The 22,377-nt window shown below is 63.2% G+C and carries 18 protein-coding genes and 2 tRNA genes; 9 read left to right on the top strand and 11 right to left on the bottom strand.

What is annotated here, in order from left to right:
- Positions 1–54 precede the first annotated feature (54 nt).
- Entirely contained in the window at positions 55–549 is a 495-nt protein-coding gene (locus ONR75_RS16290; protein ID WP_265078194.1) for a hypothetical protein, read from the top strand.
- 10 nt (positions 550–559) lie between these two features.
- Here the strand turns inward: ONR75_RS16290 and ONR75_RS16285 are convergent, their stop codons facing one another.
- Complete coding sequence (locus ONR75_RS16285; RefSeq protein WP_265078193.1) at positions 560–844, bottom strand: hypothetical protein; 285 nt, start codon at positions 842–844, stop codon at positions 560–562.
- Between the two features lie 141 nt (positions 845–985).
- Between ONR75_RS16285 and ONR75_RS16280 the strand changes: the two genes are divergently transcribed.
- The 3 genes from ONR75_RS16280 (at position 986) to ONR75_RS16270 (ending at position 3,748) form a co-directional block, all read left to right on the top strand.
- Positions 986–1,429, top strand: a complete 444-nt coding sequence (locus ONR75_RS16280; RefSeq protein ID WP_265083494.1) for a ClpXP protease specificity-enhancing factor SspB — start codon at positions 986–988, stop codon at positions 1,427–1,429.
- A 196-nt stretch (positions 1,430–1,625) separates the two neighbouring features.
- A complete protein-coding gene (locus tag ONR75_RS16275) occupies positions 1,626–2,171 on the top strand; it encodes a cytochrome b/b6 domain-containing protein (protein ID WP_265083493.1) in 546 nt (181 codons plus the stop codon).
- 167 nt (positions 2,172–2,338) lie between these two features.
- Positions 2,339–3,748, top strand: coding sequence for a GH1 family beta-glucosidase (locus ONR75_RS16270; protein ID WP_265083682.1), 1,410 nt, complete (start codon positions 2,339–2,341; stop codon positions 3,746–3,748).
- Between the two features lie 12 nt (positions 3,749–3,760).
- On the opposite strand, the gene ONR75_RS16265 is transcribed toward ONR75_RS16270, so the two are convergent.
- Positions 3,761–4,579: a tetratricopeptide repeat protein gene (locus ONR75_RS16265; RefSeq protein WP_413776520.1), complete on the bottom strand. Its 819-nt coding sequence runs from the start codon at positions 4,577–4,579 to the stop codon at positions 3,761–3,763.
- 254 nt (positions 4,580–4,833) lie between these two features.
- On the opposite strand from ONR75_RS16265, the gene ONR75_RS32820 reads away from it, so the two are divergent.
- The gene (locus ONR75_RS32820; protein WP_413776519.1) at positions 4,834–6,198 is read left to right on the top strand and encodes a diguanylate cyclase domain-containing protein; all 1,365 of its coding nucleotides are present in this window, start codon (positions 4,834–4,836) and stop codon (positions 6,196–6,198) included.
- Here ONR75_RS32820 and ONR75_RS16255 read toward each other — a convergent pair.
- From ONR75_RS16255 to ONR75_RS16230, 6 genes are all read right to left on the bottom strand, one after another.
- Positions 6,155–6,229, bottom strand: a tRNA-Val gene (locus tag ONR75_RS16255). The genes ONR75_RS32820 and ONR75_RS16255 overlap by 44 nt on opposite strands.
- A 184-nt stretch (positions 6,230–6,413) precedes the next feature.
- Complete coding sequence (gene lon / locus ONR75_RS16250) at positions 6,414–8,840, bottom strand: endopeptidase La (RefSeq protein ID WP_265083491.1); 2,427 nt, start codon at positions 8,838–8,840, stop codon at positions 6,414–6,416.
- Between the two features lie 306 nt (positions 8,841–9,146).
- Positions 9,147–10,415: an ATP-dependent Clp protease ATP-binding subunit ClpX gene (clpX, locus tag ONR75_RS16245; RefSeq protein ID WP_265083490.1), complete on the bottom strand. Its 1,269-nt coding sequence runs from the start codon at positions 10,413–10,415 to the stop codon at positions 9,147–9,149.
- Between the two features lie 447 nt (positions 10,416–10,862).
- A complete protein-coding gene (locus ONR75_RS16240; RefSeq protein WP_265083489.1) occupies positions 10,863–11,495 on the bottom strand; it encodes an ATP-dependent Clp protease proteolytic subunit in 633 nt (210 codons plus the stop codon).
- Between the two features lie 274 nt (positions 11,496–11,769).
- Entirely contained in the window at positions 11,770–13,131 is a 1,362-nt protein-coding gene (gene tig, locus ONR75_RS16235) for a trigger factor (RefSeq protein ID WP_265083680.1), read from the bottom strand.
- 165 nt (positions 13,132–13,296) lie between these two features.
- Positions 13,297–13,380 (bottom strand) — tRNA-Leu (locus ONR75_RS16230).
- A 148-nt stretch (positions 13,381–13,528) separates the two neighbouring features.
- Here ONR75_RS16230 and ONR75_RS16225 point away from each other — a divergent pair.
- Positions 13,529–14,854, top strand: a complete 1,326-nt coding sequence (locus tag ONR75_RS16225) for a multicopper oxidase family protein (RefSeq protein WP_265083488.1) — start codon at positions 13,529–13,531, stop codon at positions 14,852–14,854.
- A gap of 3 nt (positions 14,855–14,857) precedes the next feature.
- Here ONR75_RS16225 and ONR75_RS16220 read toward each other — a convergent pair whose 3' ends face one another.
- A complete protein-coding gene (locus ONR75_RS16220) occupies positions 14,858–16,357 on the bottom strand; it encodes an NAD(P)H-hydrate dehydratase (protein WP_265083487.1) in 1,500 nt (499 codons plus the stop codon).
- Positions 16,358–16,763: 406 nt separating this feature from the next.
- Here ONR75_RS16220 and ONR75_RS16215 point away from each other — a divergent pair, with 406 nt between their 5' ends.
- From ONR75_RS16215 to ONR75_RS16205, 3 genes are all read left to right on the top strand, one after another.
- Entirely contained in the window at positions 16,764–17,102 is a 339-nt protein-coding gene (locus ONR75_RS16215; protein ID WP_027537227.1) for a P-II family nitrogen regulator, read from the top strand.
- A gap of 94 nt (positions 17,103–17,196) precedes the next feature.
- A complete protein-coding gene (gene glnA, locus ONR75_RS16210; protein ID WP_265083486.1) occupies positions 17,197–18,606 on the top strand; it encodes a type I glutamate--ammonia ligase in 1,410 nt (469 codons plus the stop codon).
- Between the two features lie 166 nt (positions 18,607–18,772).
- Positions 18,773–19,930 (top strand): AI-2E family transporter, encoded by a 1,158-nt coding sequence (locus tag ONR75_RS16205; protein ID WP_265083485.1) that lies wholly within the window; start codon positions 18,773–18,775, stop codon positions 19,928–19,930.
- A gap of 22 nt (positions 19,931–19,952) precedes the next feature.
- Here the strand turns inward: ONR75_RS16205 and ONR75_RS16200 are convergent, their stop codons facing one another.
- Both ONR75_RS16200 and ONR75_RS16195 read right to left on the bottom strand, forming a co-directional pair.
- On the bottom strand, positions 19,953–21,176 hold the full coding sequence (locus ONR75_RS16200) for an ABC transporter substrate-binding protein (protein ID WP_265083484.1): 1,224 nt from the start codon (positions 21,174–21,176) through the stop codon (positions 19,953–19,955).
- A gap of 141 nt (positions 21,177–21,317) precedes the next feature.
- A complete protein-coding gene (locus tag ONR75_RS16195; RefSeq protein WP_265083483.1) occupies positions 21,318–22,310 on the bottom strand; it encodes a Bug family tripartite tricarboxylate transporter substrate binding protein in 993 nt (330 codons plus the stop codon).
- Positions 22,311–22,377 lie beyond the last annotated feature (67 nt).

Genomic DNA, 22,377 nt, shown 5'->3' with positions numbered 1-22,377 from the left:
GCATGCATCCGGGGCCTGTGGTTGGTGGCTCCCGTCATTCGCAAAGGCCTCGACGTGAACAGAACCCAGAAGATCCTTGTCGCCGCCGGTGTGGTGCTGCTCGGCAGCATCGCCGGCGCGCTGCTGCTGCGCAATCAATATGGCGCCATCGCCAAGAATGACATGCTCGGCGTGGTTCCCGGCATGACGCACGACCAGATCGAGAAATTGATTACCGCACGTCGCTGGGTGTGCGTCGCTGCCGCAGCGGGCGAGTCCCTCGATTGCAACACCACGGCCGGCCCGCTGACCGTCAGCTTCGCGCCGGGCGACGGCCGCACGCCGGTGCGCAGCGCGCGGGTCAGGCTCGCCAATCCGGAGAAACTGTCGTTCGACGCAACGGCGCAGGACATCTCGGCGCAATACGGTCGCAAGCCCGATCAGGTATCGGCAAAGCGGATGGGCTGGACTCTGGCCGGCGGTACGCCGCTGATTCTGACACAGGGGCCCGGCAACGAGTTGGCGCTCTCCCTGTCGGACAATCCGGCAGCGCCAGCGCCGACGCGCTGACCAGACGGCCTCAGCGGCGATCGTAACCGCCCGAAAATGAACTCTTGATCTGGTGCAGCAGGGTCAGAACCCAGCACAGCGCAAAGCCGCCCGACAGGCCGAGGCCGGTGCGGCGGTCGATCAGGGACAGCCCGGTCCACAGCCAGATGCGATACAGCCACAGCGCAGCCAGCGCCGTGGCGAGCAGGCAGACCAGCAGCTTGACGAAGCGGGCATTGGCAACGCCGACCGCGGCGAACAGGATGGTCAGCGGGATCAGGAACAGCTGGCAGGTGGAAATCAGGCTCTCGTTCACGAACGGCTCCGGCATCAGGTGGCCGGCACCCTACCCCGGCAATTTGAAACAAATGGTTGATCGTCGGCGCACGGCTGAACCCGCCGCCGCCGGACGCCGACCAACGCTCATGACAGTTCCCCGCAGCCCCGCCGGTGCCCCATGATGAAAGCGACGATCGCGGCACTGCTTGCCCTGCTTGCGATAGCGTCGCCGGTACTGGCTGGTGACTGCGCGCCGGAGGTGGCGGCGCGGCAGCGCCAGATCCACAACATCCTGTCGGATGTCGCCGACAACGGCCTGCATGGCGCCCATCATTATTCGATCACCTTCCTCACCACGGCCGAGGGTGTCACGCTGCCTGCGGCATTGCGCGCGAAATTTCCGCACGAGATGACCATCGTTCTGCAGTATCAGTTCGCCCGCCTGAAGGTCGCCGACAACCGCTTCGACGTGGTGCTGTGGTTCAAAGGCGTGAAGACCCGCGTCGGCGTGCCGTTCGATGCCATCACCCTCTTTATCGATCCGGCCATCGACTTCCGGCTGGAATTCGACATCAGGCCGCCGCAGCGGTGCAGCGGCAGCGGGCGATCGCGCGCAGCATGACCGTTGGCGACACTGTGTCGCAGGTTGATTTCGACATCCTGCTTGGGCCGCGCAGTGTCAACGCGCGCCAGCGCTGAGTGCTCCTGATAATCATTTGCCGCAGTGATCCCCGTCAGCGTAGCCGATGCAAAAAGCGATCGCCTTGCGCCAACTCAAAGGCCGACCAGTCCATGCCTGCTAGTCAGCAGCCATGAACATGATGAACAAGATCCGTCTTTATCACTGCACACTCGCATCGCTCGCGATCCTGGCCTATCTCACCGGCGAGATGGGCATCGTTCACGCCTGGCTTGGCTACGGCGTGGCGCTGGTCATTGCGCTGCGTTTGCTGTGGGCGCTGTTCGGGTCTCGACAGGTCGGGCTGATGCGCTTCTATCCATCGTTCGAGGGACTGCGCGCCGACAACATGTTCACGCATCCTGCGATCAGCAAGGTGCTGATGCTGGGCATCGCCGTCAGCATCGTGGCGGTGGTCTCCACCGGTGTTGCCATGGACCGCGGCAAGGCGATCGGCATGGCCAATGTGTCGATCGTCACGACGTCATTCGCCGATGACGGGAAACGCGGCCACCGCGAAGGAAATCGCGAGGGCAAGGAAGAGGGCTTTCTGTCCGAGGCGCATGAATTCCTTGCCAACATGCTGCTGCTCTTTGTCGGCATGCATGTGACCTATCTGGTGCTCTTCAAGCGCCCGCTGGCAAAGTTCATGGTGTTCGTCCCCATGCAGACCCGCAAGGACTGACGCCGCTCTCCTGCCGGCCCAGCAGTTTCACGCGACGTGGCGCGGGGCATGCTATGTTTGTCCAAACACGGCGCCACGTGCGACGTTTTGGACATTCTGCAGGAGTGCCGGTGCGCCCGATTTTCACACGACGAAACTTTGCCAAGGCCGCGGCGACTCTGCCGCTCATGCTGTCCCCGGCCCCGGCCAGCGCGCAGACGGCCGCGGTGCCATCGCCTGCAGGCCAGCGGCGCTTTCCGGACGGGTTCGTCTGGGGCACTGCGACCTCAGCCTATCAGATCGAAGGTGCTGCGACCGAGGAAGGCCGCGGTGTATCGATCTGGGATACCTATTCCCATAGGCCCGGGAAGATCCACGGCAATCACAACGGCGACCGCGCCAGCGATCATTTCCATCGCTACAAGGACGACGTCCAGCTGATGAAGGCGCTCGGCGTGCGCGCCTATCGCTTCTCCATCGCCTGGCCGCGGGTGTTTCCCGACGGCCGCGGCGCAGCCAATCCCAGGGGACTGGACTTCTACAACCGTCTGATCGACGAATTGCTGGCCAACGGCATCGAACCCTTCGCGACCCTGTATCACTGGGACCTGCCGCAGGCGTTGCAGGACCGCGTCGGCGGCTGGCAGTCGCGCGAAACGGCGCAGGCGTTCGGCGACTATGCCGGGCATGTGGCCAAACACATCACCGACCGCGTGAAGCAGATCTTCACTATCAACGAGAGCGCCACCTTCATCGACTTCGGCTATGGCAGCGGCCCGGTGGAGCTGGCGCCCGGCCTCAAGCTGCCACAGGCCGAACTCAACCAGGTGCGCCATCACGTGCTGCTTGGCCACGGCCTCGCGGTGCAGGCGATCCGCGCCCAGGGACGGCCAGGCACGCGCGTGGGCCCGGCGGAAAACATCGTCGGTTGCGTGCCGGCCATCGAAACGCCCGCCAACATCCGCGCCTCGGAAATCGCCACCCGCGAAATGAACGGCGGCTACCTCACCGCGATGCTGGAGGGCAGTTACACCGACGGGTTCCTGACCTATGCCGGCAGCAACGCGCCGAAATTCACCACCGAGGACATGAAGATCATCTCCTCAAAGATCGATTTCGTCGGCATCAACGTCTACATGCCGCAGCATTACGTCGTCGCTTCCGGCGCCCCTGCCGGCTTCGACCTGCTGCCTTTCCCCGCCTCGTTTCCGCACATGGAGTCCGACTGGCTGCGCATCGGACCGGAAGCCATGTACTGGGGGCCGCGCAATCTGGCGAAGGTGTGGAACGTGGAGACGATCTACATCACCGAGAACGGCACCTCGGGTGCGGACATCCCGACCGCCGATGGCCGTGTCTACGACCTCGACCGCATCATGTATCTGCGCAACTATCTGACCCAGCTGCAGCGCGCCACTGCCGAGGGCGTGCCGGTGAAGGGCTATTTTCTATGGAGCCTGCTGGACAACTTCGAATGGTCCGACGGCTACGACAAGCGCTTCGGCCTGTACCGCGTCGATTTCGAGACGCAGAAGCGCAGCGGCAAGCTGAGCGCGGATTTCTATCGTGCCGTCATCGCGGCCAACGCGCTGGTGTAATTTGCGTCCCGTCTAGAAACACAGGTTCGATACCACGTTGCCGCGCTTGTCCTTGAGGACATAGGGGCACTCGGCGCGCTTCAGCGCGGCTTTGGCATCATCGTTGCCAAGCGCCGCGGCCTTTTCGTAATAGGCCTTGGCCTGATCCTTGTCCGCCGGGCCACCGCGGCCACTTTGGGCGAAGGCGCCCATCCGTTCCAGCGCGGCGGCGTGGCCCTGCACGGCGGCCTTGTCGAACAGGGTGCGCGCGGCTGCATCGTCTTTCGCCCCGCCGATGCCTTCGGCCATCATCATGCCGAGCTGATACTGCGCTTCCGCATTGGTCTCGGCGGCCTTGGCCAACAGCGCGCGGGCGCGCACCGGATCTGACGGCGCGCCGCCCGACAAGGCCGCGAGATTGCTGACGCCGCGCGGATTGCCGGCTTCGGCGGAGCGTTCGAACAGCTTTCGCGCCTGGGCATCGTCCTTCGCAACGCCCGCGCCGGTGGCGTAGAGCACGCCGAGTTCCACCATGGCCGAGCTGCTGCCCTTGTCGGCGGCCTTGCGCCAGGCCGCGATGGCCTCGCCAGCCTGCCGATTGGCGGCATAGGCACGGCCAAGCTGATACAGCGCCCGGCGCGCCCCTCCCGCCGCGGTACGGCAGAACTTGATCGCGGTGGCCACGTCGGATGGAGCGATCTCCGCGGCACCTTTGACGTCGGCCGGCTTGTCGGGATCGGCCGGGTCGGCAGCGAGCCGGTCGCACAGCACGAGATCGGCGGACTGCGCGCGCGCCGGTGCCGGAACCGCACTGCCCAGCGCGAGCGGCGCAATGCCAAAGACCATTGCCATCAACCCGGCACGCAATCCTGTCGCCATCATTCCCGATTTCGTCATGTCGGCCGGTTTCCGGCCGTGGTATCCGCGGCAGGGATCGTAGGGCGGGACATGCTGCTCATCAAGCGCAGTATCGATTTCGGCTCATTCCAGCCCGCTTTCCCGGCACCGCAGCAGTTCCGTTCACGTTGATTGCAAATAGATCAAATCGATTAAGGCTATTTTGGCGGCTACCGCGATAACCACCGGCAGAGCCAGAGGCCCGATCAATGTCGCCAATGCCGCATCCCGTGAAGCGAAATTCAGCGCCGGAATATCCGTCGCTTCAGGATGCCATTCTGAGACGGCTGCCGTTCGGCATCTGCGCGGTCAACGCCGGCTTCGGCATCGACTTGTTCAACCAGGCATTTGCCGATCTGCTGCTGCTCCCGGCGAATCCTGACGAAAAGCCGGCAACCCTGCACGCGCTGTTTCGATCGTCGACGGTCGGAGAACATGAAACCGCCGGGCTGGCGCACCAGTTCTTCGAGCTGGCGCTGGCGTGCCAGCTCACGCGCTCCGTCTCCGAAGCCAGGATCGTCCTGCCCGACGGCGATGCCCGCGCCGTGCGGTGCGAGCCGCTGCCCGACGCCGGCTACATGTTCGTTATTTCGGCTACGCTTTGCCCGGAGTTCTGCGACACCGGGCCCAGTGCCGAACACCTTAACGATGTGCTGCTCCATCTGCCTTACGGCCTGTCGATGTACAGCGCCGACGAACGGCTGATGATCTGCAACACCAAGTATATCCAGGACTATGCGCTCGATCCGGCGATCGTGAAGCCAGGCGCGCGCTACATCGATGTGCTCGCGCATTCCAATCTGCGCGGCAACCAGCCGGGCCTGTCGGTGCAGCAATATTACGCCAAGCGCATGCGCGAGAACCGTAACGCCCAGCAGGCCACGTCGCTCACCTTGCTGTGGGACGGCCGGACCATGCAGGTCATCAACCGCCCGCTCCCCGATGGCGGCTGGGTCGCCCTGCACGAGGACGTCACCGAGAAGCTGGAGGTCAGCCGGCAGATCGCCCATCTCGCCAATCACGATTCCCTGACCAGCCTGCCTAACCGCAACACCTTCCACAGCCGGATGTCGCAGGTCCTCGCCGACATCGACCACAGCGCAGGTTCGGCCGCCGTGCTGTTCATGGATCTCGACCGCTTCAAACAGGTCAACGACACCATGGGCCACATGGTCGGCGACCAGTTGCTGGTCGAGGTCGCCGTCCGTCTCAAGCGATCGCTGTGCGAGGGCGATCTGGTGGTCCGCCTCGGTGGCGACGAATTCGTCATCCTGCAGGACAATACGTCGCGGCGAGATGCCGAACGTCTCGCCCAGCGGCTGATCGGCGCCATGAGCGAGCCCTTCGTGATCGAGGGGATGATCGTCGATATCGGACTGAGTGTGGGCATCGCGCTGGCGCCCGGTGACGGGACAACCTCCGACACCCTGCTGCGGCACGCCGACCAGGCGCTGTATCGCTCGAAATCGCGCGGCGGCGGCGGCTATTGCTTCTATGACGCGGCGATCGAGTCGAAGGGTCTGTCCGCAATGGTAGGCGATGACGGGATCGAACCGCCGACCTGTCCCGTGTAAAGGGAATGCTCTACCGCTGAGCTAATCGCCCCCGCCGCCTGTTTAGCGCCATGGCCGCACCGCGGCAAGGCTGACGCGAACGATCGCCTCAGCCAAAAGGCGTCGGCGTACACCGCTTCGATCGCCTCTGGGGATATCCTCAACCCGCTCCCTGCCCGGCCACAAAAAGCGGCGCCCCGAAGGACGCCGCTGATTTTGTCGCGAGGACCAGATCCTCAGTGTGCGGTGAGACCGCTGCCGGCTTCGTCGGCTCCGTCCGGCTTGACCGGCAGCTTGGTGTCCTCTTCCCATTCGATGGCAATGGGTTTGCGCACCAGGGCGTTGGCGATCACGTCGTCCATCCGTGCGACCGGGATGATGTTCATCCCGCCCTTGATGGCGTCGGAGATCTCGGTGAGGTCCTTGGCATTGTCCTCGGGGATCAGCACCGTCTTGATGCCGCCGCGGGCTGCCGCCAACAACTTCTCCTTCAATCCGCCGATCGGCAGGATCCTGCCGCGCAGCGTGATCTCGCCGGTCATGGCAACGTCGTGACGGATCGGGATGCCTGTCAGCACCGAGACGATCGTCGTCGCCATCGCCACACCTGCCGACGGACCATCCTTCGGCGTTGCGCCCTCGGGCACGTGGACGTGGATGTCGCGCCGCTCGAACAGCGGCGGTTCGATCCCGAAGGTGATCGCGCGCGAGCGGACGTAGGACGCCGCCGCCGAGATCGATTCCTTCATCACGTCACGCAGGTTGCCGGTGACGGTCATGCGGCCCTTGCCGGGCATCATGACGCCTTCGATGGTCAGCAGCTCGCCACCGACGTCCGTCCAGGCCAGTCCTGTCACGACGCCCACCTGGTCGTCGCTCTCGATCTCGCCGTAACGATACTTCGGAATACCGAGGAACTCCTCGAGATTCTTCTCGGTGACCTTCACCACCTTCTTCTTCGAGAGCATCAGCTCCTTCACGGCCTTGCGGGCCAGTGTGGAGAGCTCGCGCTCGAGGTTACGCACGCCCGCTTCGCGGGTGTAGCGGCGGATCATCAGCAGCAAGGCTTCGTCGTCCATCGACCATTCCTTGCCGTCCAGACCGTGCTTCGACAACGCAGTCGGGATCAAGTGCTTGCGGGCGATCTCGACCTTCTCGTTCTCGGTGTAGCCGGCGATCCGGATGATCTCCATGCGGTCCATCAGCGGCCCCGGGATATTCAGGGTATTCGCCGTGGTGATGAACATCACGTTGGACAGATCGTAGTCCACTTCGAGATAGTGGTCCGCGAAGGTGCCGTTCTGCTCGGGGTCGAGGACCTCAAGCAGCGCCGATGACGGATCGCCGCGGAAATCGGCGCCCATCTTGTCGATCTCGTCCAGCAGGAACAGCGGGTTCGAGGTCTTGGCCTTGCGCATCGACTGGATGATCTTGCCGGGCATCGAACCAATATAGGTCCGGCGATGACCGCGGATCTCCGCCTCGTCGCGCACGCCGCCGAGCGACACGCGCACGAACTCGCGTCCGGTCGCCTTGGCGATCGACTTGCCGAGCGAGGTCTTGCCGACGCCAGGAGGTCCGACGAGGCACAGGATCGGACCGGTCAACTTGTTCGCCCGCGTCTGTACTGCGAGGTACTCCACGATGCGATCCTTGACCTTCTCAAGACCATAATGGTCGTCGTCCAGAACGGCCTGCGCCGCAGCGAGGTCCTTCTTGACCTTGGATTTCTTGTTCCATGGAATCGACAGCAGCCAGTCGAGGTAGTTGCGCACGACGGTCGCTTCCGCGGACATCGGGGACATCTGGCGCAGCTTCTTCAGCTCGTGCTGCGCCTTCTCCCGTGCTTCCTTGGAGAGCTTGGTCTTGTTGATCTTGTCTTCCAGATCGGCCAGCTCGTCGCGACCTTCGTCGTCACCGAGTTCCTTCTGGATCGCCTTCATCTGCTCGTTGAGATAGTACTCGCGCTGGGTCTTCTCCATCTGGCGCTTGACGCGCGAGCGGATCCGCTTCTCGACCTGCAGCACCGAGATCTCGCTCTCCATCAGCCCGAGCACCTTCTCGAGGCGCGCGGTGACGGACAGCGTCTCCAAGATGCCCTGACGATCTGCGATCTTGACCGCGAGATGCGAGGCGACCTGATCGCCCAGCTTCGCATAGTCGGTGATGGCCTGGACCACGCCGACGACTTCCGCGGAGATCTTCTTGTTGAGCTTCACGTAGCTCTCGAAGTCGGACACCACGGAGCGCGCCAGCGCTTCCGCCTCGACCGACGTAGCGTCGGTGTCGGCGAGCGCCACGGCGGTGGCCTCGTAGTATTCGGTGCGGTCGGAGTACTTCTGGACCTTGGCCCGCTCAAGGCCTTCCACCAGCACCTTGACGGTGCCGTCAGGCAGCTTGAGCAGCTGCAGCACGCTGGCAAGCGTGCCGATCTCGTAGATCGCATCCGGGTTCGGATCGTCGTCCGACGCATTCTTCTGCGTGGCGAGCATGATCAGCGCGTCGTTCTTCATCACCTCTTCGAGCGCACGGATCGATTTCTCGCGGCCGACGAAGAGCGGCACGATCATGTGCGGGAAGACGACGATGTCACGGAGCGGCAGAACCGGATAAGAGTGGCTTTCGCCGTGAACGATGGTTGGCCGGGGTTTTGTGGCAGTCATGGCCCATTCCTTTTGCTGTGCCCCCTTGTTCCCAGCCCGCGAGTTTGCGCAGCTGCACAAGGTGCCGATTGTCCGTCTTGCTCGGCCGCCTCAGGCTCTACTTGTCCGGATCATTGGTGACGAATCTTTGGATCGAAATTCTGTTCGTCGACAGCATTAGGTGGCTATGGTCCGGGGGTGTCAAGAGACGTAAAACGCCAGAAAACAAAGGCTAACTGCGGGTTCGTGTACCCTACAGCAAGACGGCCGCCGGAGTTACCGGCAGCCGTCTATTGGGGTCGTCAGGGCGCTCAATGTGCCGGCGTATCAGGCGCTGGCACTGCTCTCGGTGTTGGCGCGGTCGGCGTAGATGTAGAGCGGACGCGCGGTGCCTTCCACGACTTCGCGGGAGATCACCACTTCCTCGACGCCTTCCAGACCCGGAAGATCGAACATGGTCTCAAGCAGGATGCTCTCCAGGATGGAGCGCAGGCCGCGTGCGCCGGTCTTGCGTTCGATCGCCTTGCGCGCCACAGCGCCCAGGGCTTCGTCGGCGAAGGTCAATTCAATGTTCTCCATCTCGAACAGACGCTGGTACTGCTTGACCAGCGCGTTCTTCGGATCGGTCAGGATCTTCTTCAGCGAGGCCTCGTCGAGATCCTCGAGCGTCGCCACGACCGGCAGACGGCCGACGAACTCAGGGATCAGGCCATACTTCAGGAGATCCTCGGGCTCGACGTGACGGAAGATTTCGCCGGTGCGGCGGTCTTCCGGCGCCAGAACCTGGGCGGCGAAGCCGATCGAGGTGGAGCGGCCGCGGGCCGAGATGATCTTTTCAAGGCCAGAGAACGCACCACCGCAGATGAACAAGATGTTGGTGGTGTCGACCTGCAGGAACTCCTGCTGCGGATGCTTGCGGCCGCCCTGCGGCGGAACCGAGGCAACCGTGCCTTCCATGATCTTCAGCAAGGCCTGCTGCACGCCCTCGCCCGACACGTCGCGGGTGATCGAGGGATTGTCGGACTTGCGCGAGATCTTGTCGATTTCGTCGATGTAGACGATGCCGCGCTGCGCCCGCTCGACATTGTAGTCGGCCGACTGCAGCAGCTTCAGGATGATGTTCTCGACATCCTCACCGACGTAACCGGCTTCGGTCAGCGTCGTCGCGTCAGCCATGGTGAACGGCACGTCCAGAATGCGGGCGAGCGTCTGCGCGAGCAGCGTCTTGCCCGAACCGGTCGGTCCGATCAGCAGGATGTTCGACTTCGCCAGCTCGACGTCGTTGTGCTTGGTCTGGTGGTTGAGGCGCTTGTAGTGGTTGTGCACCGCGACCGAGAGGACCTTCTTGGCATGGCTCTGACCGATGACATAGTCATCGAGAACCTTGCAGATTTCCTTCGGCGTCGGAATCCCGTCGCGCGACTTGACCAGCGAGGACTTGTTCTCCTCGCGGATGATGTCCATGCAGAGCTCGACGCACTCGTCGCATATGAACACGGTGGGACCCGCGATCAGTTTGCGAACCTCGTGCTGGCTCTTTCCGCAGAACGAACAATACAGCGTGTTCTTGGAGTCGCTCGTGCCGACCTTACTCATTCTAATCTCCGTCCGCCGTTCGGTCTTGGTCGTTCCGTTGCCCCATCCCGGCACCCATCCGTAGATAGAGCAAAATACGTACCAAAAAAGACCCTCGTTCCAGAATACCGCACGAATCACGGCCTAATCGAGATCTTCCACGATACTAGCTGATCCGCTTCAGCGAACCATGGTGACTGCCGATGATCAAGAATTCGCTAATCGGCAAATCACCGGATGGCGTGACAATAGCGTGATTTCGGCTGGACCGGCGGGCAAAGCCCGCGAAATCAGCCCAACGTGACGAGAATATCACGCCAAACCGGCACGAAACCAGAACCGCGACCGTGGGATGCAGCACCGGATACCGGACAGGAGCAAACCTTGTGGCCAGCCGCGCGACGTACGCCGCCAGCCACAAAAATTTGCGGGGTTCGCCCAGCCCCGAACTGCGTCGCCTCGGGTAGTTTACGGCGCCTTCGGCGTCGATTCTTCGGCGCGCTTGTCGATCACCTTGTCGACGATGCCGAAGTCGCGTGCCATGTCGGCGGTGAGGAACTTGTCGCGCTCCAGCGCATCCTCAATCGCCTTGAAGGTCTGGCCGGTGTGCTTGACGTAGATCTCGTTCAGCCGCTTTTTCAGGTTCAGGATTTCCTGGGCGTGCAGCATGATGTCGGTGGCCTGCCCCTGGAACCCGCCCGAGGGCTGGTGAACCATGATGCGCGAGTTCGGCAGCGAGAAGCGCATGTCCTTGTGGCCGGCGCAGAGCAACAGCGAGCCCATCGAGGCCGCCTGCCCGATGCACAGCGTCGACACCGGCGGGCGGATGAACTGCATGGTGTCGTAGATCGCCAGACCCGATGTCACCACGCCGCCGGGCGAGTTGATGTACATCGAGATTTCCTTCTTCGGATTCTCGGCTTCCAGGAACAGCAGCTGGGCGACGGTGAGCGTCGACATGCCGTCCTCGACCGGACCGGTAACGAAGATGATGCGCTCCTTCAGCAGGCGCGAGAAGATGTCATAGGCCCGTTCACCGCGGTTGGTCTGTTCGACCACCATCGGCACGAGGTTCATGTAGGTTTCCACCGGATCGCGCATTGATCACCCAAGGTTGGCGGAGACGTGCGCCCGGCGGCAGAATGGACCCGTTACGGCTTGCCGGAGGAGGACGAACGTCCCGTGATGCAGGACTTAAACAGAGCTCACAGATATGAGCCAATTGAGCGGCAACAAGACCGGCAGCCGTCGATGCCGACAACTGCCAGTTCAAGCCGATTCGCGCGGTCGCGGCAAAGCTAACCCGCGCGTCGGTGGCCGGTTTCGCCTGACATCCTTAATGCCGGCCGCTCTGCGGCCGGCATCGCAGAACGCCTCAGGCCGCGGTCTTCTCGGCCTCGTCGTCCTTGTATAGGTCTTCGCGGGTCACCTTCTTCTCGGTGACATTGGCGAGCTCGAGAATGAAATCGACGACCTTGTCCTCGTAGATTGGTGCACGAAGCTGAGCCAATGCATTGGCATTGCTGCGATAATAGTCCCAGACTTCCTTCTCGCGGCCCGGCATCGAGCGGGCACGCTCGACCACCGCGCGGCTGACTTCGTCGTCAGTCACGGTGATCTTGTTCTTCTCGCCGATTTCGGACAGCACCAGACCGAGCCGCACGCGGCGGTCCGCAATCTTGCGGTACTCTTCCATGGCGGCTTCCTCGGTGGTGCCCTCATCGGCAAAGCTCTTGCCCGAGGATTCCATCTCCGCCTTGATCGAGTTCCACATCAGCTTGAACTCTTCCTCGATCAGCGACGGCGGCGCATCGAAGCGATGGGTCTCGTCGAGACGGTCGAGCAGCAGACGCTTGACGCGCTGGCGGGTGGCACCGGCGAACTCCGTGTTCAGGCGGTCGCGCGCAGCTTCCTTCAGCTTGTCGAGGGATTCCAGGCCGAGCATCTTGGCGAACTCGTCATCGATCACGGTATCCTTCGGCGCCTCGACGGCAGTCGCGGTCGTCTCGAACTCGGCCGCCTTGCCGGCCAGATCGGCACTGGCGTAGTTCGTCGGAAAGGACGCTTTCAGGGTTCTGGTCTCGCCCACGGCGATGCCGATGAGCTGCTCTTCGAAGCCGGGAATGAAGGTGTTGGAACCGATCAGCACCTGGATGCCCTCGCCGGTGCCGCCGTCGAACGGCACGCCGTCGATGGTGCCCTTGAAGGAGACAGTGACGCGATCGCCGGACCCGGCCTTGGCACCCTCGGCCTTGGCTTCAAAGGCACGGTTCTGGTCGGCCACCCGCTTGATGGCCTCGTCGACGTCGGCGTCGGTGACCTCGGCAACCGGCTTTTCAACCGTGAAGCTCTTGAAATCGGCGAGCTGGATCGCCGGCACCACTTCGATGGCGACGGTATAATTGAGGTCGGACTTGCCGGCGAGGATGTCTTCGACTTCCTTCATCTCGGTCGGCATCGTCACCTTCGGCTCGGTGGCCAGGCGGAAACCGCGCTCGGTGAAGATCTGCGCATTGGTGTCGCGGATCAGTTCCTCGACGGTCTCGGCGGCAACCGAACGGCCATACAGCCGCTTCAGATGACCCATGGGGACCTTGCCGGGGCGGAAACCGTTCAGCTTGACCTTGTCCTTCATGTCGATCAGGCGCGCATCGACCTTGGCTTCGATGTCGGCGGCCGGGACATTGACCTGGAATTCGCGCTTCAGTCCGTCGGCGACGGTTTCATTCACCTGCATGGCGTCAATCTTCTTCTCGCTGGTCCGGCTCACGGCCGGACATTGTCAATCTGGTCGGCGCGCGGCCTTGCAGCCTGCGCCGGTGGTTCGGCGGACGCATCTTCGTAGGACTTGCCCCACGAAAATACACCCTCGAAATTCGTCAATTCAAACGCGGTCAGCGCTTGGTGCGGGCGGAGGGACTCGAACCCCACAACTTGCGTCGGCGGCACCTAAAGCCGCTGCGTCTACCAATTCCGCCACGCCCGCGGGAAACGTCATGTCCGCGCGAAGCCGCGAGCGGCGGGCTTATAACATGGGTGTGAATGTTCGCAGCAAAAAAAGACGCCGCCCCGGACTTTCCGCCGCGCCCGCGATAACTGGACATTCAGCCCGAAAAATGGTCGGGATCCCCGGTATGACAGATCGCTTCCCGGTCAGCCGCCGCACCCTGCTCGCCGGGCTTGGCGGCGCGATTCTCGCTCCGATCGCGCCCGTTGCCGCGGTCGGCCAGACCCGGCCGGCGCTGGCACTGCAAGCCAGGGCCGGCACCATGGTACTCCGGCCGGGTGCCGAGACGCCGGCCTGGCTGCTGCAGACCGCCACCCGGGATGGCGCATTGCGCTTCAAGCGCGGCGACGAGATCGACGTGACGCTGGAGAATCAGCTGCCGGTTCCCGTTGTCCTGAACTGGCACGGCATCGACGGCGCCCCCGCCGCCGAGCCGCTGCTCGGGCGCCCACCACTGGCCGCGGGCGGCACCGATGCGTTCCGGCTGCCGTTGCGCCATGCAGGCACCTTCATGGTCGACCTCCGGCTGCTCGGCGACGGCCAGGCGAAACCGTCGCCCGCCCGTGCGCTGGTGGTATTGGAGACTGCCCCGCCCGTAGCCAACCGCGACGAAGTCCTGCTGATCGAGGAAGCGCGACTGCGCCCAGACAACATCGCCGTCGCGCCCGGAAGCGACCCGACGGACACCACCGCTGTCTTCACCGTCAACGGCAAGCCCAGCTTCGAACCCACCGTCCGGCTCCATGAACGGCTCAGGCTTCGCATTATAAATGGCTGCCAGCGCACTGCGATTGCTTTAAGAATCGAAGATTCAAATGTTCAGGTGATGGCTATCGACGGCCAACCGGTCGAGCCGTTTCCGGCCCGCAATGGCCAGCTTGTGCTGGCCCCGGGAACCCGGATCGACGCCTTTGTCGACGTCACCCGCCCGCCGGGATCAGCCGCAGCCATCCTGCTGCACGACGGCAAGGAAGTCCGCCCGATCGGCCGGCTGCTGACCTCAAGCGAGCCCCCAGTGCGCGACAGGCCGCTGCCCGCCGCTGCGGCGCTCCCGTCCAACGGACTGCCTGCACAGCTAGACCTCAAGAATGCGGTGCGGGTCGACGTTCCGCTGGGTTCCCCGGCTGCGCCGGTGCCGGACTGGCTGTCGTCCAGCGGCCTCGGCGTCGCGACGCCGCCCGCCTTCAAGGTCAAAGCCGGCCGCACCGTGGTGCTTGCCCTAACCAACCGGGGCACGATCCCGGTCGTGTTTCGCCTGCATGGCCAGCATGGTCGGCTGCTTGACCGGCTCGACGACGGCTGGAAGCCGTTCTGGCTGGACACAATCCTGGTCGAGGCCGGCCGGACCCAGCGCATCGCGTTCCTCGCCGAGACGGCCGGCCGCTGGCTGCTGGAGGCGACGGCCCTCGACTGGGCGGCGCCGCAGCTGGTCCGCTGGTACGCGGTGGAATAGGCCTCAGTATTCCACTTCCAGCCGGTCATAGAGCCGGCGCAGGACCGCAGGCAGCACTTCCGGGAGATCCTCGGCGATCAGCCCGGGGCCGGCCTCGGCACCGGCTTCGCCATGCATCCAGACCCCGATGCACGCCGCCTCGAAGGCCGGAACGCCTTGCGCCAGCAAGCCGCCGATGATGCCCGCCAGCACATCTCCGGAGCCGGCGGTGGCCAGCCAGGGCGGCGCGTTGGACGCGATGGCGGCGCGGCCATCGGGCGACGCCACCACGGTGTCCGCCCCCTTGAGCAGCACCACCGCACCGGCCGTTTGGGCCGCCATCCGCACCTGCTCAAGCTTTGAAAGAGAAGCAGCTTCAGCTTCTATCACTTTGAATAAACGGGAAAACTCTCCAACGTGCGGCGTCAGAACAACGCTCGGCTCGGAGAGAGATTTGATGGCATCGAAAAGCTGCTGCGGCGCCTCGGCGAAGCTGGTCAGGGCGTCGGCGTCGAGCACCGCGCCACGTTTGGCCGCCAGCAGCGCCAGCACGAAGTCGCGGGTGCGCGCCCCGACCCCGGCGCCGGGCCCGATCACGCAGGCCCTGATCCTGGGGTCGGCGACGAGGTTGGCAAACTCGGCTGCCGTATCCACCGGGCGCACCATCACGGCGGTCAGTGCCGCGGCGTTGACCGCCAGCGCATCGCGCGGCGATGCCACCGTCACCAGCCCGGCCCCGGCGCGCAGCGCACCGCGGGCAGCAAGCCTGGCCGCGCCGGTCGCAGCAATGTCGCCGGACACCACGATGGCATGGCCACGGGCAAATTTATGGCCGTCCATCCTGGGCACCGGGAATGACATGGCCCAGAGTTCCGGCATGTTCTCCGAGGTCAGCGGACGGATCTCGTCGAGGACGCCAGCCTCGATGCCGATATCCACTACACGCAGCCGGCCGCAATGAACCCGCCCCGGCAGCAGCAGGTGACCGGTCTTGGGCCGGAAGAAGGTCACCGTCTCGGTCGCGCGCACCGCGATGCCCATCACCGCTCCGGTGGTGCCGTTGATGCCGCTCGGCAGATCCACCGCCAGCACCGGGACGCCGCTGGCGTTGATAGCCGCGATCATCTCGAACGGGTCCCCCTTGATCGGCCGGTCGAGGCCGGTGCCGAACAGCGCATCGACGATCAGCGCGGGGGCGCCGATCGCGGCGGGATCGCACGGCAAGACCTCGCCCTTATACTCGGCAGCCGCCAGCGCCGCATCGCCGGTCAGCGTCTCCTTCTGACACAGCAGGATCACCTGAACGTCGCGTCCGCGCGCCGCCAGCTCCGCCGCTGCGATAAATCCGTCGCCGCCATTGTTGCCGCGGCCGGCGATCACGAGGATCGCTCCCTCCTCGGCCATGTCGGCGGCGGCATCGGCGACGGCCCGCCCGGCATTACGCATCAGAGCAAAACCAGGGGTGCCATCGGCGATGGTCAATTGATCGGCACGCTGCATTTCGGCGGCGGTGAGAATTTCCATGAACAATTCCTGTGCGCCTCATCCGGAGGCAATGCGCCTATACGAAGCCTCTTCGCGACACGGCCGCCTACAAAATGCACTGATTGATTATTTTATAGACAGTCGAGCGATAGGTAGCGGGTGCAGAAGCTGCCATACGCATGTTAGTTAACTGATAATGCTCCAAAAACAGCCTCGCGACCAACTTGGCACGGACCCTGCTTTTGGGAGTTTAGCTTCGGATCCGTCGTGCTCACCGCCAAATTTAAAGGTGGCCGATCGTCCCGCTTCCGGCGACATTATATCCGGACGGCGTGACGATCGCGCACGAATGTCCGAAACAGGGTATCGAACAGCCTGCGCCAAGGGGCGCAATTCTTGAAGCAACGTGCAGCCTGAAATAGTGGAAGTGCCGGGGAGACGCTCAGTGAAGAAAATCGAAGCCATCATCAAGCCGTTCAAGCTCGACGAGGTGAAAGAGGCCCTCCAGGAAGTCGGTCTGCAAGGCATTACGGTAACCGAGGCCAAGGGATTCGGCCGCCAGAAGGGCCACGCGGAGCTCTATCGCGGCGCCGAATACATTGTCGATTTCCTGCCCAAGGTGAAGATCGAGATCGTGATTTCCGACGAACTGGTGGAAAAGGCCATCGATGCGATCAGGCGCGCCGCGCAGACCGGCCGGATTGGCGACGGCAAAATCTTCGTCTCCAACATCGAGGAAGCAATTCGCATCCGGACCGGCGAATCCGGGCTCGACGCCATCTAGGACGATGTTCTAAGACGGTAGCCGCAGCATAAGGCGTTATCCTGCGGCGTCCTCGCGCCGCAGCAAAAGACGTCTGCAGACACAAGAGGTATTCATGACGACCGCGAAAGAAGTCCTGCAGTCCATCAAGGACAATGACGTCAAGTACGTCGATCTGCGCTTCACCGATCCGCGCGGCAAGTGGCAGCACGTGACCTTCGACATCTCGATGATCGACGAAGACATCTTCGCCGAAGGCACCATGTTCGACGGTTCCTCGATCGCCGGCTGGAAGGCGATCAATGAATCCGACATGATGCTGATGCTCGACCCGGAAACCGCGACCATCGATCCGTTCTTCGCAGAGACCACCATGGTCATCACCTGCGACATTCTCGAGCCCTCCACCGGCGAGCCCTACAACCGCGATCCGCGCGGCATCGCCAAGAAGGCCGAGGCCATGGTCAAGTCCATGGGCATCGGCGACACCGTGATGGTCGGTCCGGAAGCCGAGTTCTTCGTGTTCGACGACGTGCGCTTCTCGTCGAGCCCGTACAACACCGGCTTCAAGCTGGATTCCTCGGAACTGCCGACCAATTCCGACACCGAATATGAGGGCGGCAACCTCGGTCACCGCATCCGCACCAAGGGCGGCTACTTCCCGGTTCCGCCGCAGGATTCGGTGCAGGACATGCGCTCCGAAATGCTCGGCGCCATGGCCAAGATGGGCGTCAAGGTCGAGAAGCACCACCACGAGGTCGCCTCGGCCCAGCACGAGCTCGGCATGAAGTTCGACACCCTGACCCACATGGCCGACCAGATGCAGATCTACAAGTACTGCATCCACCAGGTCGCCCACATCTACGGCAAGACCGCCACCTTCATGCCGAAGCCAATCTTCGGCGACAACGGCTCGGGCATGCACGTGCACCAGTCGATCTGGAAGGACGGCAAGCCGGTCTTCGCCGGCAACAAGTATGCCGACCTGTCGGAAACCTGCCTGCATTACATCGGCGGCATCATCAAGCACGCCAAGGCCATCAACGCCTTCACCAACCCGTCGACCAACTCCTACAAGCGTCTGGTCCCGGGCTATGAAGCCCCGGTGCTGCTGGCCTACTCCGCACGCAACCGCTCGGCCTCCTGCCGCATCCCGTACACGACTTCGCCGAAGGCGAAGCGCGTCGAGGTCCGGTTCCCCGATCCGATGGCCAATCCGTATCTCGCCTTCGCCGCGATGCTGATGGCCGGCCTCGACGGCATCAAGAACAAGATCGACCCGGGTCCGGCCATGGACAAGGATCTGTACGACCTGCCGAAGGAAGAGCTGAAGTCGATCCCGACGGTCTGCGGTTCGCTCCGCGAAGCGCTGGAAAACCTCGACAAGAACCGCGGCTTCCTCAAGAACGGCGGCGTGTTCGATGACGACTTCATCGACGCCTATATCGAGCTGAAGATGACCGAAGTGATGCGCTACGAAATGACCCCGCATCCGGTCGAATTCGACATGTACTACTCGCAGTAATGCCGTTGCGGGGAAGCCCGCGCGACATGGCGTGAACATCGAGGGCGCCCCGGCAACGGGGCGCCCTTTTCGTTGGAGGAACCGCACCGAGCGACGCGCGATCTTAGCTTGATCCCGGCCGGTTTTGCCGAAAGAGTACCGCTGAAATTCGTGCCGAGGATCGAACGTGGCCCCTGAAGACAATGTACAGAAGCGCAGCGATCTGGCCTGGGCGATCGCCGTCGGCGGCATCGCAACCGTGTCGTTCGCGGTGTTCGTGGTGTTCGCCTGGTATTTTTCCGCCACCCTGTTCCTGATCTTCGCCGGCATCCTGCTCGGCGTCGCGCTCAATGCGCTCACCGCCCTGTTCGGCCGCGTGATGGGCGGCCCCCACGCGCTGCGCCTGACGATGGTGTGCCTGCTGCTTGCCGCGCTGCTCGGCGGCATCGTCTTCCTCGGCGGCTCGACCATCGCCGAGCAAACCAAGGTGCTCAGCACCACGCTGAAATCGCAGATCGTCAACGTCAAATCGTTCCTCGAACGGCACGGCGTCGACACCAGCTATCTCGACTTTGGCGGGCTCGGCAACGAGGCCGACGCGACAGCCAAACCGGATGCCGGGACCAGACCCGCATCGCCTGCAGCCGCAGCGGAAACCAAGACTAACAACCTGCCGAGCGCCAGCGCCTTCGCCTCCAGCGGCGGCGCCATCGTCAGCCAGACCCTGAAGATCATCCTCGGCGCGGTCGGCGCGCTCGGCAATTTCTTCATTGTCCTGTTTCTCGGCCTCGCCTTCGCCACGCAACCCGGCGTCTACCGCAAGGGGCTGCTGCATCTCACGCCGAAGAAGCATCGCGCGCCCATGACCGAGATCGTCGACCGGATCGGCGAGACGCTGGAGCGCTGGCTGATCGCGCAGATGATCACCATGGTCGCGGTTGGCGGCGTGACCTGGATCGGGCTGATGCTGATCGGTGTGCCCAGCGCATTCATCCTGGGCGTCCAGGCCGGGCTGCTGGCGTTCATTCCCACCGTCGGCGCCCTGCTCGCAGGGCTCATCGTGGTGCTCGCCAGCCTCGCCTCCGGATGGGTGGCCGCAGCCAGCGCCTTCGTGCTGTTTCTCGGCGTCCACGCGATGGAGAGCTACGTCCTGACGCCGATCCTGCAGCGCCAGGCGCTCGACATCCCGCCGGCCACGCTGTTCGCGTTCCAGATCATGCTCGGCATCGTGTTCGGCGTCTGGGGCCTGGCGCTGGCACTCCCCGTACTGGCGATCGTCAAGGTGGTGATCGACCTCCTGCGCGAGGACGACGACGAAGCCGCGCCGGTCGCGAAAGCGGCCTGAGCCCGGGATTGGCAGCGCCCGCTTATTGTTTGGGTTCGTCGGTAATGATGCCTCCGTAGCGCTCCCAGCGCTCGCCGTCGAAACGCGCCATCTGAAACTGCTTGTTGACGCGATAGTCATTCGGCTTGGTTGTGACGCTGATCCCGGGCAGCAACACGTCGAGCGTGACGTTCGTGAGGTGCGAAGCCTGATACATCACGTTTGCACGCGTGAGATCGTCGCCACACTGTTTCAGCACATGAACCAAGAGCTGGGTGGTGATGTAGCCATAGACGTTCAAGTTGGAATTTTTGTCGCCTTCCGGATAATACTTCTCCATGAAGGCGAAATAGCGCTTCACTCCGGGATCGTTGCTCCAGTTGGTATCGGCCGGATCCTTGACGTAGCCGACGCTGATGATGCCCTTGGAGGCCTCCAGCCCAGCCGGTTTCATCACTGCACCCACCGAGGTCGCATTGATGTCGACGATATGCACAGGGTGCCAGCCGAGTTCGGCGATCTTCTTGATCGCCTGCGCCGCCTGCTTTGGCGTGGACGCGCTGAAGAACAGGTCGGCGCCGGAATCCTTGATCCTGAGAATCTGCGAGTCGATCGTCGGTTCCGACAGTTCGTAGGAGATCTCCGCGACCACCATCGTCGCCGCCTTGTCGCCGAGCCCGGCCTTGATGCCGTTGAGGTAGTCTTTGCCGAGGTCATCGTTCTGGTAGAGGATGCCGACCTTGGCGTTCGGATGCTCCTTCAGAATGTATTGGCCGTAGATCCGGCCCTCCACGAAGTAGCTGGGATTGAAACCCATCGTCCAAGGAAAGTTCTTCGGGTCGGTAAACCGGGAGGCACCAGTCGCAGCGAACAGCTGCGGCACTTTCTTGACGTTATGATATTTCTGAACAGCTGCATTCGGAGCTGTGCCGATGATCTGAAAGGTCAGCAACACCTCATCGCTCTCGAACAGCTTGCGTACCTGTTCGACGGTTTTCGGCGGGCTGTAGGCATCGTCATACTGGATCAGATTGACCTTGCGTCCGTTCACACCGCCTTCGTCGTTGATCATCTTGATGTAGGCGGCCTGGGTCTTGCCAACGGTGGCATAGGCCGACGCTGGCCCGCTCAGCGGCACCGTCTGTCCAACCTTGATTTCCGTGTCGGTGGCGCCGCTGTCGTACTTCTTCTGCGCGGACGCGGCCGAAACCGACAGCGCGGCGGCAAGCACGGACGCCAGCGCCAAGTTCACCATGTTGTTGCTCATCGCGTCTGACCTCTCCAATGGGGATTTCGAGATTTCGGAGCTGACCACGGCGGTCGCGGCAGCCGTGGCTATCGATGCCTTAGTTCCGGCCGGCGCCGTCCCCGCAGCGGGGGCACGACGAAGCAGGTCCAAACCGGATCGCTATTCTCCCTTGAGGCCCGCCTGCCGGATCAGCTCGCCCCACTTGCGCGTCTCGTCGTCGATAAATTTCTGGAACTCCGCGGCGGTACCACCGCGCGCTTCCAATCCCTGGATCAGCAGCTTCTGCTTCACCTCGGGATCGCCAAGCGCACGGACGATTTCGTCCTGAAACCGGTTGACGATCGCGCGAGGCGTGGCGGCCGGAGCCATGAAGCCATACCACCCGGATGCCACCACGTTGGGCAGCCCCTGCTCCCGCAGCGTCGGGGCCTGCGGATAGATCGCACTGGGTTCGGCTGCGGCCACGCCGAGCACGCGAAACTTGCCGCTCTCGACATGCGGCAACGCTGTGCTGATCGCGGTGATGGTGGCATCGACCCGCCCGGCCAGCAGTTCGGTGTAAGCCATCGAGTTGCCCCTGAACGGGACATTCATCCCTTTGACCGCGGCATCCCTGAACAGCAGTTCGGCTGCGAGATGAGGTTGCGAGCCTGCGCCGGGCGACGCAAACGTCAATCCGTTGGGTTGCGACTTGCCGTAAGCGATCAATTCCGGAAGGGTCTTGAAAGGAGCATCCGCGCTGATGAGCAGAAAAATTGGAGCGGTTACGGCCATGGCGACCGGTTGCAACTCCTTGCGCTCGTAGTTCAGCTTTCCGTAAAGCGCTTCCGCCGTCGCATAGGGCGCTGCGACGTAGAGGAATGTGTATCCATCCGGCGAAGCATGGGCGACGGATTCGTTGGCAAGCCGGGTTCCAGCGCCCGGCCGGTTCTCCACGATGAATTGTTGGCCCAGCCGGTGGCCGATATACTCCGCCAGAATGCGCAACGAGATGTCATTCGCGCCTCCTGCCCCGTAAGGCGATATCAGCCTGACCAGGCGCGAGGGCCAATTGTCCTCGGCGCGCGCCGTGACACCGAGGCCTGCCGCAAACCCGGCGGCTGCAGTGGCGAGCAATGTTCTCCGGGTGACGGATTGGCTTGCTGGCATCATCGCTCTCCTCCCTTGTGGATTTTTGACATCCGACGATCGTGCCGCCGGTTAAGTCGATTGGCGACTC

The organism is Rhodopseudomonas sp. P2A-2r (genome assembly GCF_026015985.1).
GTDB lineage: Bacteria > Pseudomonadota > Alphaproteobacteria > Rhizobiales > Xanthobacteraceae > Tardiphaga.
The sequence above is the reverse complement of the archived record's forward strand: the minus strand, read 5'-3'. Positions and strand labels throughout refer to the sequence as shown.